Raw genomic sequence first — 13,551 nt, 5'->3', positions numbered from 1 at the left:
GGTGAACGACACCCTCGCGGGCTGGCTCCAGATCACCGTACTGATCGCGGCGCTGGCACTGACCTACCGCCCGCTGGGCGACTACATGGCCCGCATCCTGACCGCGACCCGGCACCTGGCGGTCGAGAAGGGCCTGTACAGGCTCGGCGGCGTGGACGCCGAGGCCGACCAGCAGTGGGGCGCGTACCTGCGCAGCGTGCTGGCCTTCTCGGCCGTCTCGGTGCTCTTCCTCTACGGCTTCCAGCGGCTGCAGAACCACCTGCTGCTCTCGCTTGGCTTCGCGCCGGTCAAGCCCGACCAGGCCTTCAACACCGCCGCCTCGTTCGTGACCAACACCAACTGGCAGTCCTACAGCGGTGAGGTCACGATGGGCCACCTGGTCCAAATGGCCGGCCTGGCGGTGCAGAACTTCGTCTCGGCGGCCGTGGGCATCGCCGTGGTCGCCGCCCTGATCCGCGGCTTCACCCGCAGGCGCACCGACCGGGTCGGGAACTTCTGGGTCGACCTGACCCGCATCGTGGTGCGGCTGCTGGTCCCCATGGCGTTCGTCTTCGCGATCGTGCTGGTCGCCATGGGTGCGGTGCAGAACTTCCACGGCATCCACGAGATCGGCACCCTGGTCGGCGACAAGCAGTCGCTCACCGGCGGCCCGGTCGCCTCGCAGGAGGCCATCAAGGAGCTGGGCACCAACGGCGGCGGCTTCTACAACGCCAACGCCGCCCACCCCTTCGAGAACCCCAACGGCATCAGCAACATCCTGGAGATCTACCTGCTGCTGGTGATCTCCTTCTCGCTGCCGCGCACCTTCGGCAAGATGGTCGGCGACCACCGCCAGGGCTACGCGATCCTTGCCGTGATGGGCCTGATCTGGGCCGCCTCGGTCGCCCTGATCACCGTCAACGAGCTGCACAGCGTCAGCAGCACCGCGGGCCACAGCGCCGGCGGGATGCTGGAGGGCAAGGAGCAGCGCTTCGGGATCTGGGCCTCTGCCCTTTTCGCCGCGTCCACGACGCTGACCTCCACCGGCGCGGTCAACTCCTTCCACGACTCCTTCTCGCCCGGCGGCGGCGGGATGACGATCTTCAACATGATGCTGGGCGAGATCGCGCCCGGCGGCACCGGCTCGGGCCTGTACGGCATCCTGATCCTGGCGGTCATCGCGGTGTTCGTGGCCGGCCTGATGGTCGGACGCACCCCCGAGTACCTGGGCAAGAAGCTCGGCGCCCGGGAGATGAAGTTCGCCTCCCTCTACATCCTGGCGACCCCCGCGATCGTGCTCATCGGCACGGGCGCCGCGATGTCGCTCAAGGGCGAGCGCGCCGCGATGCTCAACTCCGGGCCGCACGGCTTCTCCGAGGTGCTGTACGCCTTCACCTCCGCCGCCAACAACAACGGCTCGGCCTTCGCCGGCATCGGCGTCAACACCCACTGGTACAACACCGCGCTGGGCCTGGCGATGCTCTTCGGCCGCTTCCTGCCGATGATCTTCGTCCTGGCACTGGCCGGCTCGCTGGCCAGGCAGCAGCCCGTGCCCGTCACCGCGGGCACCCTGCCCACCCACCGGCCGCAGTTCGTCGGCCTGCTCACCGGCGTCATCGTGATCGTCGTCGGCCTCACCTACTTCCCCGCCCTCGCGCTGGGTCCGCTCGCGGAAGGTCTGCACTGATGTCCCTGACCACCGACCGCCCCCCGGTTCCGACCGGGCCCGGCGTCCCCGCACCGGAACCGCACCGGGTCTCCGGTGGGCTGCTCGACCCCAGGCAGCTGCTCACCTCCTTCCCCGACGCGTGCCGCAAGCTCGACCCGCGGGTCATGGCCAGGAACCCGGTCATGTTCGTGGTCGAGGTCGGCGCGGTGCTGACCACGCTGTCCGCGGCCAAGGACCCCAGCGTCTTCGCCTGGGTGATCACCGTGTGGCTGTGGCTGACCGTGGTCTTCGCCAACCTCGCCGAGGCCGTCGCCGAGGGCCGCGGCAAGGCGCAGGCCGAGACCCTGCGCAAGACCAGGACCGAGACCGTCGCCCGCCGCCTGACCGGCTGGCGGCACGGGGACCGCGCGCCCGCCGAGGAGTCCGTACCGGCCGCGAACCTGCGGCTCGGCGACCATGTGGTGGTCGAGGCCGGGCAGGTCATCCCCGGCGACGGCGACGTCGTCGAGGGCATCGCCTCGGTGGACGAGTCGGCGATCACCGGCGAGTCCGCCCCGGTCATCCGCGAGTCCGGCGGCGACCGCTCGGCGGTCACCGGCGGCACGAAGGTGCTGTCCGACCGGATCGTCGTGAAGATCACCTCCAAGCCGGGCGAGACCTTCATCGACCGGATGATCGCCCTGGTCGAGGGCGCATCCCGGCAGAAGACGCCCAACGAGATCGCGCTGAACATCCTGCTGGCCTCACTGACCGTGGTCTTCCTGCTGGCCGTGGTGACCCTGCAGCCGATGGCGGTCTACGCGGGCGCCGAGCAGTCGCTGGTCGTCCTGGTGGCCCTGGTGGTCGCGCTGATCCCCACCACGATCGGCGCCCTGCTGTCCGCGATCGGCATCGCGGGGATGGACCGCCTGGTGCAGCGCAACGTGCTGGCCATGTCAGGGCGTGCGGTCGAGGCCGCGGGTGACGTCAACACCCTGCTGCTGGACAAGACCGGCACCATCACCCTGGGCAACCGGCAGGCCGCGGAGTTCCTACCGGTCAGCGGGATCGACGTCGGTGAACTCGCCGACGCCGCCCAGCTGTCGTCGCTGTCCGACGAGACCCCCGAGGGCCGCTCCGTCGTGGTGCTGGCCAAGGACAAGTACGGGCTGCGCGGCCGGGAGCTGGGCGGGCACGCCGAGTTCGTGCCCTTCACCGCCCAGAGCCGGATGAGCGGCGTCGACCTGACCGAGGACGGCGACCGGCGGGAGCTGCGTAAAGGCGCGGCCTCCGCGGTCATGCACTGGATCAGGGAGAACGGCGGCCACCCCACCGCCGAGGTCGGTCCGATGGCCGACGCGATCGCCGCGGGCGGCGGCACCCCGCTGGTCGTCGGCGAGGTCGTGCACCGCGACGGCGAGACGATCGCGACGGTGCTGGGCGTCATCCACCTCAAGGACGTCGTCAAGGCCGGTATGCGCGAGCGGTTCGCCGAACTGCGCCGGATGGGCATCCGCACCGTGATGATCACCGGCGACAACCCGCTGACGGCCAAGGCCATCGCGGAGGAGGCGGGCGTGGACGACTTCCTCGCCGAGGCCACCCCCGAGGACAAGATGGCCCTGATCAAACGCGAGCAGGCCGGCGGCAAGCTGGTCGCGATGACCGGCGACGGCACCAACGACGCCCCCGCGCTGGCCCAGGCGGACGTCGGCGTGGCCATGAACACCGGCACCTCGGCCGCCAAGGAGGCCGGGAACATGGTGGACCTGGACTCCAACCCGACCAAGCTCATCGAGATCGTCGAGATCGGCAAGCAACTCCTCATCACCCGGGGCGCGCTGACGACCTTCTCGATCGCCAACGACGTCGCCAAGTACTTCGCGATCATCCCGGCGATGTTCGCGGTGGCCTACCCGGGCCTGGACAAGCTCAACGTGATGGGCCTGCACAGCCCGACGTCGGCCATCGCCTCCGCGATCATCTTCAACGCGCTGATCATCGTGGTGCTGATCCCGCTGGCGCTGCGCGGGGTGCGCTACCGCCCCTCGTCGGCCTCGAAGCTGCTGAACCGCAACATCCGCGTCTACGGCGTCGGTGGGCTGATCCTGCCCTTCGTCGGCATCAAACTCATCGACCTGGTCATCCAGTTCATCCCAGGACTGCGCTGACCCCGGCGGACCTCCCGACCAGAACAGAAAGAAGGTGTTCGACATGGCCTCCTACCTCCCCCCGGCCGTCCGCCGTCATCTGTCGGCGCTGCGGATGCTGCTGGTGCTCACCGTGATCACCGGTGTGCTCTACCCGCTGGCCGTCACCGGCGTCGCCCAGGCGGCCTTCCATCACCAGGCCAACGGCTCGGTGGTGACCCAGAACGGCATGAGCGTCGGCTCCAGCCTGCTGGGCCAGAGCTTCGACCTGCCGAAGAAGAACCCGAACAACCCGGACGAGGCCGCCCGCCCCGACCCGAAGTTCTTCCAGCCGCGCCCCTCCGCGGGCTCCTACGACCCGCTGGCCTCCGGCGCGTCCAACCTCGGCCCCAACAGCCCCGACCTGGTCAAGGCGATCGACGACCGCAGGGCCGCGGTCGCCGCCTTCGACGGCGTGAGCCCCGAGGACGTGCCCGCCGACGCCCTGACCGCCTCCGGCTCAGGGCTCGACCCGGACATCTCCACCGCTTACGCCTACGAGCAGGTCGACCGGGTCGCCGCCGCCCGCGGCCTGTCCCCCCGGCAGGTGCACACCCTGGTCGCCGACCACGTCCACGGCCGCGACCTGGGCTTCCTCGGCGAGCCGCGGGTCAACGTCCTGGACCTGAACAGGGCGCTGAACGCACTGTCCGGCTGAGCCCGCTGCACCGTCACGCCCCCGGTCCTGCTCCCGCGCGGAGCGGGCCGGGGGCGTCGTAGCATCGGGCACATGGAACAGCGTGTACTGGGCAGGACCGGCCGTGCGGTGTCCGTCGTCGGTCTGGGGACGTGGCAGCTCGGCGCCGACTGGGGCGACGTGGAGGAGGCCGACGCGATCGCGGTGCTCGACGCCGCCGTCGAGTCCGGCGTCACCTTCTTCGACACCGCCGACGTCTACGGCGACGGGCGCAGCGAGCAGCTGATCGGCCGCTACCTCAAGGACCGGCCGGACGCCGGGATCTTCGTCGCCACCAAGATGGGCCGCCGCGCCGAGCAGCGGCCGGAGAACTACTCCCTCGACAACTTCCGCGCCTGGAACGACCGTTCGCGCGCCAACCTCGGCGTCGACACCCTCGACCTGGTGCAGCTGCACTGCCCGCCCACCGCCGTCTACGACTCGGACGCGCTCTACGACGCGCTCGACACGATGGTCGCGGAGCAGCGCATCGCCCACTACGCGGTCAGCGTCGAGACCTGCGACGAGGCGCTCACCGCCATCGCGCGGCCTGGCGTGGCCAGCGTGCAGATCATCCTCAACCCCTTCCGGCTCAAGCCGCTGGAGAAGGTGCTGCCCGCGGCGGCCGCGGCGGGCGTCGGCATCATCGCCCGGGTGCCGCTGGCCTCCGGGCTGCTCAGCGGCAAGTACACCCGCGAGACGGTCTTCGCCGCCGACGACCACCGCGCCTACAACCGGCACGGCGAGGCCTTCGACCAGGGCGAGACCTTCTCCGGTGTCGACTACGAGACCGGCCTCGAAGCCGCCGTCGAGTTCGCCGCACTGGCCCCCGAGGGCGCGACCCCCGCGCAGACCGCGCTGCGCTGGATCATCCAGCAGCCCGGGGTGACCTCGGTGATCCCCGGGGCCCGCTCGGTCGAGCAGGCCAGGGCCAACGCGGCCGCCGCGGCCCTTCCCGAGCTGCCGCCCGCGGTGCTCGACGGCGTACGCGACCTGTACGACCGGCGGATCCGGGCACAGGTGCACCACCGCTGGTGACGGCCCGATAGCGTCGGGGCGTGACGACTTACACCGACAGCCACCCCGAATTCCCCGGCGCCGCAGGCCCGTACGCCACCACCGAGGCAGAGCCGCGCGAGGTGGGCCGGGTGCGTACCGAGTACGCCCCGGCCCACGACGGCGACCCCGACCCCGGCGAGATCGTCTGGACCTGGGTGCCCTTCGAGGAGAACGACGGCCGCGGCAAGGACCGCCCGGTGCTGGTCGTGGCCCGCGAGGCGGCCGGCACGCTGCTGGCCGTCCAGCTCTCCAGCAAGCGCCACGACCACGACCACGAGTGGGTCGCGATCGGCGCGGGGCCCTGGGACCGCGAGGGCCGCGACTCCTGGGTCGACGTCGACCGGGTGCTGCGGCTGCACGAGCAGGGCATGCGCCGCGAGGCCTGCGCGCTGGACCGCGGCCGCTTCAACCTGGTGGTCAACCGGCTCAAGGAGCTGTACGGCTGGCGCTGAGCCCGTGTCCTGCACCGACGGAGGTGCGTACCCGTAAGCGGCGCGGGTGCGTACCCGTAAGAGAAGCGTCAGGACCGCGGGCGGCGGCGTCAGGGCGGTGTCAACGGGCGGCCGTACGGCGGCCGCGGTGCCTAGCGTCGGAAGTGTGCAGCGCGGATACTCCTCCCCACCGGTCCGCCGCCCCTCACGAGGGCGCGGTGCCGGGCCGGTGCGCGGCTCCGACCGCGACCGGCCCGCCCGGCTGCGGCTCGCCCTCGCCCTGCCCGGCGGCCTGCTCGCCGCGGCCCTGGCCCTGGACGCCGCCGCGGGCACCCTGACGGTGCTCCGCGCCCTGCTGTGGACGGGCCTGGCCGTCGCGCTCTCCGCCGTGCTGGTGCCGCCGCGCATCACCGCGGGCGGCGGCCGGCTCGCCGTCCGTACGCTGCTGCGCACCCGCCGGATACGCATCGACCGCCTGGTCGGCGCCCGCCTCGAAGGGCACACCGCCCGGCGCCTGCTGCTGCGCGACGCCGCGGGGCGCCGCATCGAGGTCGACGCCGCGGCCGTCGCCGCGAGCCCCCTCCTGCGGCACGAGCTGGACGCCGGCGCCCGCCACTCGCACACCGCGGGCCTGCTGGCCGACCCCTCCCCGGTGAGCGGCCCTGCCGCCGCGGCCGACACCGCGCAGGCCCGCGCCCTCTTCCGCGCCTGTGGCCTCGACTGAACGGGCCTCGGCGGGTGCGTCAGCCCACGTGGACCTTGGGCCTGCGCGCCCGGTTCGGCTCCGCCTCGCGCAGCACCTCGCGGGTGACCGGGGCGACCTCGCCGTGGCCGAAGAGGAAGAAGCCCAGGAAGTTCGCGAAGGGGCTGCCCTCGGTCCACTCGAAGTAGATGTGCGGCTTGCACCCGGTCAGGTCCCGTACGTGCAGCAGCAGCGCGGCCAGCGCGTTGGGCACCGACGCGCTCTCCAGCGACAGCACCCGGTATTTGCCGTGCAGCACCGTGCCCTGCACGGTCAGCGCCGACTCGAACTCCGACGCGTCGGGCACCGTGACCTCCACCAGGACCAGGTCGTCCTCCGGCGGGATGTCGTTGTCCATCCGGATCTGGTGCAGCTTGTCGCGGTATTCGGCGGCGTCCCGCAGCCCCGGCTCGTTCGCGACGAAGCGGACCTGGCGGGTGGCGATGTCCCGTACGAAGCGCTCGGCCATCGGGTCCAGCTGCACGCCGGTCACCCGCAGTTCGAAGGCCCTGGCCAGCCGGGACAGGAACGACACCAGCATGATCCCCGCGATGAAGCAGGCGCCGATCTTCACACCGTCGGGCCGCTCCAGCACGTTGACCACGGTCGTGTAGAGGAAGACCACGGCGATCACACCGAAAGCGACCGTCCACCGCCGCTGCCGCGCCTTGCGGGCCGCGATGGTCACCGCGATGGCCGCAGAACTCATCAGCACCAGCACACCGGTGGCGTACGCGCCGCCCTGCTTGTCGACGCTCGCGTCGAAGATCCACGTCACCAGGAAGGCGACCAGCGTGAAGACCAGCACCATCGGCCGCACCGCCCGCGCCCAGTGCGGCGCCATCCCGTACCGCGGCAGGTAGCGCGGCATCAGGTTGAGCAGACCCGCCATCGCCGAGGCGCCCGCGAACCACAGGATGGCGATGGTCGAGAAGTCGTAGACCGTGCCGAAGCCGGACCCCAGGTTCTCGTGCGCCAGATACGCCAGCGCGCGGCCGTTGGCGGGGCCGCCCGCCTTGAAGTCGTCCTTCGGAATCAGGACGGTGGTGATGAAGCTGGTCGTGATGAGGAAGACGCTCATGATCAGCGCCGCGGTCGTCAGCAGCTTCTTGGTGTCCCGGATACGCCCCGTCGGCCGCTCCTCCGTGTCGTCCTCGCCGCCCCGGACGTGCGGCATCACCGCGACCCCGGTCTCGAAGCCGGACATGCCGAGCGCGAGCTTGGGGAAGATCAGCAGCGAGACGCCGATCATCACGAAGACGTTGCCGCGCTCCGCGGTCAGCCCGTTCGTCCAGTCCGTGACCAGGTGCGCGGCAGTCAGCACGTGCCAGAGCCCGTTCACGACCACGACCACGTTCAGCGCCAGATAGATCCCCACCAGGACCACCGCCACGCCGACGGCCTCCAGGAAGCCCTTGAGGAAGACCGCGCCCAGCAGCGCGATCAGCCCCAGGGTGATGATCATCTGGTGCCCGCCGAGAGCCGAGGTGAAGTGCGGGTTCTCCACCAGGTGGGTCGAGGCGTCAGCGGCGGACAGCGTGATGGTGATCAGGAAGTCGGTCGCCGCGAAGCCCAGCAGCGCCAGGACGAACAGCTTGCCCTTCCAGAAGGACAGCAGCCGCTCCAGCATCGCGACCGAGCCCGCCCCGTGCGGGCTCTCCTCCGCCACCCGGCGGTAGACCGGCAGCGCGCCCGCGAGCGTCACGATCACCAGCACGACCGTCGCGATCGGCGAGAGCAGCCCGGCGGCCAGCGCCGCGATGCCCGGCTGGTAGCCGAGGGTGGAGAAGTAGTCGACACCGGTCAGGCACATCACCCGCCACCAGCGCTGCCCCTTGTGGGCGACCTGCTGCCCCTCGCTCCCCGGCTGCTGGTTCTGGTGCCTGGCCATGTCGGACAGGCCTTCGAGGAGCCATGAGCGGAACCTGCCGCGTTCTGCCCCGGCGGTGATGGACATGGACCGTGCTCCTGTCGTGCGGCGCCGTCGCCGGGCGACAAGGCGTGGTGAGGCAGGCCACCGCAACAGGATGGCCTGGTCAGCGTACGCAATCTGGTCGCCGTCGACCGTGCGCGCCACCGCACCCCCGCGGCCCGGTCGGGCCGCGGGTGATCAGGTGCGGGAGCCTCGGTCAGGGTGCGGCGCCCGGGGAGTCCATGGGGCGCCGCACGGTTTTTCCATACGCGTTCTTAACGCGAGCGGGCGAGTCTTGACGCCGTGCGGGCTACCGCGGCGGCGGTTTTCATGCGTCGGCGTCGGATTTGGCCTCGGCTTTGGCCTCCGCCTCGTCTTCGGCCTCGTCTTCGCCCTCGGTGCCGTCCTCGGCCTCGATCTTGTCCTCGGCCTCGGTGACGGCGTCCGGCTCGGGGTCGGCGGCCGCCTTGACGTCGGCCTTGGTGTCCTCGGCCTTGTCGTCCGGGTCCTCGAAGTGCTCGTCGAGTACGGCGTCGAGCTCGGCCGCCCACGTCTTGAGCAGGCCGCGGGACTTGGCCTCGACGTGCGCCTCGAACCAGCGGCGCGGACCGGTGTAGACGGTCACCGCGAACCGCTTGCCGAAGCGGGGCGTGTCGATCTCGACGGCGCCGATCTCGTCCCAGGTGAAGTCGGCCTCCTCGCCGTCCAGCCGGAAGACGATGCCGACGCGGTCGGCGAGGATCGTGGCGCGGCGGTCGGAGACCTCGAACAGCGGCTCGCCGCGGTCCTCGTCCTCTTCTTCCTCCGCGTCCGCTGCCACGTCCGCCTCGGCTTCGGGCGCCGCTACGGCCCCGGGGTCGGCTTGTGCGGCGTCGGCCGCTGTCGCGTCCGCGTCCTCCTCGGGCGGGGCGGCCTCGGCCGGGTCCGAGGCTTTCACCTCGTCCGCGGCAGGACGCGGGGGCAGGAGACCTGGCACGAATGCCGGATCGGTCCCTGCGGGGTGTATCGCCGGTGTGATCGAACCTGTGCGCTGCTCCACGGCGGGCAGTATGGCCGATAAACCTGTGCTGTCAACAGCCGACCCGCCCCCGTGGCTTCACCGGACCGGCACCTAGGCCGTGTTTTGGAGGTCCCGCCTGCCCCGCGACGCCTGGCACGCACGCTCGCTGCGTTGTCGGAGTCGTCCGAGCAGGCCCACTACGAGGACGACCCTCCGCCTTGCGATCGCACGCACCAGACGCCGCCGGGCCCCCGCCCTGTGGGCGGACGGCGCTACTTCCAAAACACGGCCTAGACGACCTTGCGCCGCACCAGGGCGCCGAGCGTCAGGGCCGCGGGCAGCAGCGGCAGCCACGCGGTGATGATCCGGTAGCCCAGAACCGCGCTGGTGGCCGCGCCCGCGGGCGCCCCGGCCGCGACCAGCGCCAGGCCGAGCGCCGCGTCGACCGAGCCGACGCCGCCGGGCGTCGGAACCCCCGCGGCCAGGCAGGTCGCGGCCAGGTAGGCGATGGCCACGTGCGCCGGCGGCACCGGAAGGGCGAGGGCGTGCGCCACCGCGACCAGGCCCGCGGCCTGCAGCGCGGGGAAGGCCAGCGAGCCGCCCCACAGGGCCAGCGCCCGTGCGGGCCGCATGTGCAGGGAGCGGGCGTCCGCCAGCGCCGTCGCGAGGAAGCCGCCCACCAGACGGCGGGCCGGGCGTACGGCCACGACCAGCACGGCGGCCCCGGCCGCCACGACCGCCAGCGCGGCGACCGCCACCTCGACGGTGCCGCGGTCAGGCACCAGCCCGTGCACCCGCAGGGCGTGCGGGAAGGCGAGCAGCATCACCACGAGCAGGGTGACCCGGCCGATCGACTCGGCGAGCGAGTACAGCGCGAGCGCGGCGGAGGTCCGCGCGAGCGGCAGCCCGCAGCCGCGCAGGAAGCGCAGGTTCACCGCCCCCGCGCCGATGCCCGCCGGGGTGAGCTGGTTGGCGGCCGTCGCCGCGAACTGCGTGGCCAGCAGCCGCCCCGCGGGCAGCGGCTCCAGCACGGTGCCCTGCCGGGCGACGGCGATCGCGACCCACCCGAGCGCGGTCGCCCCGAGCGCGGCCAGCAGCCAGGACCTGTCGGCCCCGAGCAGGTCCCGCCCCCCGGCCACCAGCAGCTCCCGGTGCCAGGCCCCCCACCCGACCACCACCGCCAGCGGCACGCCGGCCCCGACGACCCGCCACGTCTTCCCCACCCCCCGACCTTCCCCCACCGGCCGTACGCCCGGGCGTCCCCGAGGTGACGTCCCCGCTACCGCCGGACGGCGGCCGCGCTCAGCGGCTTCAGGAAGCCGGGTCGAAAAACCTCCAGCGGCCTTCGGAGACGACCTCGACGGCCCCGTCGACCACCGTGAGCGCCGTCTGGTCGTCGGTGGCGTACGCCCGGTGCCCGATCCCGGCGGCCCACTTCTCCGCGGCGGCCGTGGTGTTCTCGGGGCAGGCCGGATGGTCCAGGTGCGGGAAGATGCAGAAGTCCACGACCCCCAGCGTGCTGTCACCCCCGGAGGGCGGCCGCCAGCCCACGAAGTCCTCCCCGACGCGCGGGGCCATCACCATGCTCCCGGCGCTGAGCCCCACGTAGACCGTGTCGTGCAGCGACGGCAGGAGTGCGGCCAGCCCGGACTCCCGCATCCAGTGCGCCAGGTACAGCGGGTCCCCGCCGTTGACGAGCAGGACGTCGGCCTCCCGTACCCAGGAGACCCAGCGCTCCCGGTCGATGCCGGGCAGCGCGGTCAGCTCCAGCACGCCCACCGACTTCCACCCCAGGTCGGTCATGTGCAGCTCCGACCGCCCGCTGACGAACCGCCACGGCCCCCGCGGATCGGCCCCCGGCCCCCCGTACCCCGCGGTCGGAATGCACAGCGCGTCGGCCTCGGCGACGGGCTTGCCCAGCAGGCCGACCAGCGCGTCCTGGATGCTCGCGTTCTTCACACCCGAGTCGGTGAGCAGAAGCTTCATGATGTCCCTTCCCCGCCGGCACCCCACCCCGCCACGACGGCGCCGGCCCCGCCGGGCCGCGCCGTCGAGGATGGCCCCGCACCGGCCGCACTTCCACGGTCCTTGCCCCCCCCACCCTCCCAGAACCCCGCCCCCGCCGGGCCCCACCCCACCCGATCCACCCCGCAGCCCGGGCGGCGGGGCTTGCCATGGAGCGTGCTCCAAGGTGTTGGCTGGCGCGTATGAGATACACGCAGTTGGGACGGACGGGACTCAAGGTCGGGCGGCTGGTGCTCGGGACCATGAACTTCGGGTCGGAGACCGTGGAAGCCGACGCGCACAAGATCATGGACGCGGGGCTCGACGCGGGCGTCAACTTCTTCGACACCGCCAACATCTACGGGGGCGACAACCGCAAGGGGCTCACCGAGGAGGTGCTCGGGCGGTGGTTCGCGCAGGGGGGCGGGCGGCGGGACAAGGTCGTGCTGGCCACCAAGCTGTACGGGAACATGACCAATGACGGGACGCCGTGGCACGAGCAGTCGTGGCCCAACCACGACCACCTGTCGGCGCTGAACATCCGGCGGGAGGTGGAGGCGAGCCTGCGGCGGCTGGGGACGGACCACATCGACGTCTACCAGTTCCACCACATCGACCGGGCGACGCCCTGGGACGAGATCTGGCAGGCCATGGACGTGCTGGTCACGCAGGGGAAGATCCTCTACGCCGGGTCGAGCAACTTCGCCGGGTGGCACATCGCGCAGGCCAACGAGGCGGCGCGCAGGCGCGGTTCGCTCGGCCTGGTCAGCGAGCAGTGCTTCTACAACCTCGCGCAGCGCACCGCCGAGATGGACGTGATCCCGGCGGCGCAGGCGTACGGTCTCGGCGTGATCCCGTGGTCGCCGCTGAACCAGGGGCTGCTGGGCGGCGCCTTGCGCAAGGAGCGCGACGGCGGGGGGTCGCGTACGTCGATGGGGCGGTCGGCCGCCGGGCTGGCGGATCCGGCGATGCGCGCGAAGGTCCAGGCGTACGAGGAGCTGTGCGACGACCGCGGGCTGGAGCCGGGCGAGGTCGCGCTGGCGTGGCTGCTCACCCGGCCCGGGGTGACCGGTCCGATCGTCGGCCCGCGCACCGCGGAACACCTGGAGTCGGCGCTGCGCGCCCTGGACCTGGACCTGGACGCGGAGCTGCTGGCGGAGCTGGACGCGATCTTCCCGGGTCCGGGTCCCTCGCCCGAGGCCTTCGCCTGGTGAGAGCGCCCGTGCGCACGGCGGACACAGCGGCAGGGGCCGATATTCGGGGGCGGCGGGGCGCGGCGTCCCCGTAGCGTGGCCGCATGCTGCGTACCCTGCTGCCCTTCCTCGGCGCCTGCACGCTGATCGCCGCGTCGCCCGGGCCGAGCACCATGCTCATCGTGCGGCAGTCGCTGCGCAGCCGGCGGGCCGGCTTCCTGACCGTGCTGGGCAACGAGACCGGCGTCTTCGTGTGGGGTACGGTCGCCGCCCTCGGCCTGACCGCGCTGCTGGCGGCCTCCGAGGTGGCCTACGACGTGATGCGGGTCGTCGGCGCGGTCACGCTGATCGGCTTCGGCGTCAGGACGCTGCTGGACGCCCGGCACGGAAGGCAGCAGGAGGGGGAGGGGGACGGGCCGCAGGCCGTACGGACCGGCGCGGCCTCCTACCGCTCGGGGCTGCTGCTCAACCTCGCCAACCCCAAGGCCGCGGTCTTCGCGATGTCCTTCCTGCCGCAGTTCGTACCGGCGGGCGCACCGCGGCTGCCGGCGATGATCGGGCTCGCGGCGCTGTGGGCGGTCTTCGAGGTCGGCTACTACGGGCTGTACGTGTGGTTCGTCGGCCGGCTGCAGCACGTGATCTCGCGGGCGGCCGTACGCAGGCGGCTCGAACAGGTCTCGGGCGGCGTCCTGCTGCTGCTCGGGGCCCGGATGGCCGT

General features: G+C 72.2%; 12 protein-coding genes. 8 read left to right on the top strand and 4 right to left on the bottom strand.

Features of this window, described 5'->3' with window-relative positions:
* Position 1 precedes the first annotated feature (1 nt).
* From kdpA to JT723_RS33145, 6 genes are all read left to right on the top strand, one after another.
* Entirely contained in the window at positions 2 to 1,666 is a 1,665-nt protein-coding gene (gene kdpA / locus JT723_RS33170; RefSeq protein WP_205048597.1) for a potassium-transporting ATPase subunit KdpA, read from the top strand.
* The gene (gene kdpB / locus JT723_RS33165; RefSeq protein ID WP_205048596.1) at positions 1,666 to 3,798 is read left to right on the top strand and encodes a potassium-transporting ATPase subunit KdpB; all 2,133 of its coding nucleotides are present in this window, start codon (positions 1,666 to 1,668) and stop codon (positions 3,796 to 3,798) included. Before kdpA ends, kdpB begins: the two co-directional genes overlap by 1 nt.
* A gap of 43 nt (positions 3,799 to 3,841) precedes the next feature.
* A complete protein-coding gene (gene kdpC, locus JT723_RS33160) occupies positions 3,842 to 4,474 on the top strand; it encodes a potassium-transporting ATPase subunit KdpC (protein WP_205048595.1) in 633 nt (210 codons plus the stop codon).
* Positions 4,475 to 4,546: 72 nt separating this feature from the next.
* Positions 4,547 to 5,530, top strand: coding sequence for an aldo/keto reductase (locus tag JT723_RS33155; RefSeq protein ID WP_205048594.1), 984 nt, complete (start codon positions 4,547 to 4,549; stop codon positions 5,528 to 5,530).
* A gap of 20 nt (positions 5,531 to 5,550) precedes the next feature.
* The gene (locus tag JT723_RS33150; protein WP_205048593.1) at positions 5,551 to 6,003 is read left to right on the top strand and encodes a type II toxin-antitoxin system PemK/MazF family toxin; all 453 of its coding nucleotides are present in this window, start codon (positions 5,551 to 5,553) and stop codon (positions 6,001 to 6,003) included.
* A gap of 208 nt (positions 6,004 to 6,211) precedes the next feature.
* Positions 6,212 to 6,706 (top strand): hypothetical protein, encoded by a 495-nt coding sequence (locus JT723_RS33145; protein ID WP_205048592.1) that lies wholly within the window; start codon positions 6,212 to 6,214, stop codon positions 6,704 to 6,706.
* A 19-nt stretch (positions 6,707 to 6,725) separates the two neighbouring features.
* Here the strand turns inward: JT723_RS33145 and JT723_RS33140 are convergent, their stop codons facing one another.
* From JT723_RS33140 to JT723_RS33125, 4 genes are all read right to left on the bottom strand, one after another.
* On the bottom strand, positions 6,726 to 8,681 hold the full coding sequence (locus tag JT723_RS33140; protein WP_205048591.1) for an APC family permease: 1,956 nt from the start codon (positions 8,679 to 8,681) through the stop codon (positions 6,726 to 6,728).
* Between the two features lie 283 nt (positions 8,682 to 8,964).
* Complete coding sequence (locus JT723_RS33135; protein ID WP_251513326.1) at positions 8,965 to 9,612, bottom strand: hypothetical protein; 648 nt, start codon at positions 9,610 to 9,612, stop codon at positions 8,965 to 8,967.
* A gap of 314 nt (positions 9,613 to 9,926) precedes the next feature.
* A complete protein-coding gene (locus JT723_RS33130; protein WP_205048589.1) occupies positions 9,927 to 10,859 on the bottom strand; it encodes a lysylphosphatidylglycerol synthase transmembrane domain-containing protein in 933 nt (310 codons plus the stop codon).
* A gap of 88 nt (positions 10,860 to 10,947) precedes the next feature.
* The gene (locus JT723_RS33125) at positions 10,948 to 11,622 is read right to left on the bottom strand and encodes a Type 1 glutamine amidotransferase-like domain-containing protein (RefSeq protein ID WP_205048588.1); all 675 of its coding nucleotides are present in this window, start codon (positions 11,620 to 11,622) and stop codon (positions 10,948 to 10,950) included.
* Positions 11,623 to 11,843: 221 nt separating this feature from the next.
* On the opposite strand from JT723_RS33125, the gene JT723_RS33120 reads away from it, so the two are divergent.
* Complete coding sequence (locus tag JT723_RS33120; protein ID WP_205048587.1) at positions 11,844 to 12,854, top strand: aldo/keto reductase; 1,011 nt, start codon at positions 11,844 to 11,846, stop codon at positions 12,852 to 12,854.
* Positions 12,855 to 12,937: 83 nt separating this feature from the next.
* A partial coding sequence (locus JT723_RS33115; protein WP_205048586.1) for a LysE family translocator occupies positions 12,938 to 13,551 on the top strand: 614 nt, incomplete at its 3' end.

Source organism: Actinacidiphila bryophytorum (assembly GCF_016916835.1).
GTDB classification, from domain to species: Bacteria; Actinomycetota; Actinomycetes; order Streptomycetales; family Streptomycetaceae; genus Actinacidiphila; species Actinacidiphila bryophytorum.
This window is presented reverse-complemented; position numbering and strand designations above follow the sequence as displayed.

What these genes read in the sequence shown, in the direction of transcription:
- kdpB (WP_205048596.1), top strand. Translation starts at nt 1,666, where the DNA reads ATGTCCCTGACCACCGACCGCCCCCCGGTTCCGACCGGGCCCGGCGTC.
- kdpC (WP_205048595.1), top strand. Translation starts at nt 3,842, where the DNA reads ATGGCCTCCTACCTCCCCCCGGCCGTCCGCCGTCATCTGTCGGCGCTG.
- JT723_RS33155 (WP_205048594.1), top strand. Translation starts at nt 4,547, where the DNA reads ATGGAACAGCGTGTACTGGGCAGGACCGGCCGTGCGGTGTCCGTCGTC.
- JT723_RS33140 (WP_205048591.1), bottom strand. Translation starts at nt 8,681, where the DNA reads ATGTCCATCACCGCCGGGGCAGAACGCGGCAGGTTCCGCTCATGGCTC.
- JT723_RS33125 (WP_205048588.1), bottom strand. Translation starts at nt 11,622, where the DNA reads ATGAAGCTTCTGCTCACCGACTCGGGTGTGAAGAACGCGAGCATCCAG.
- JT723_RS33120 (WP_205048587.1), top strand. Translation starts at nt 11,844, where the DNA reads ATGAGATACACGCAGTTGGGACGGACGGGACTCAAGGTCGGGCGGCTG.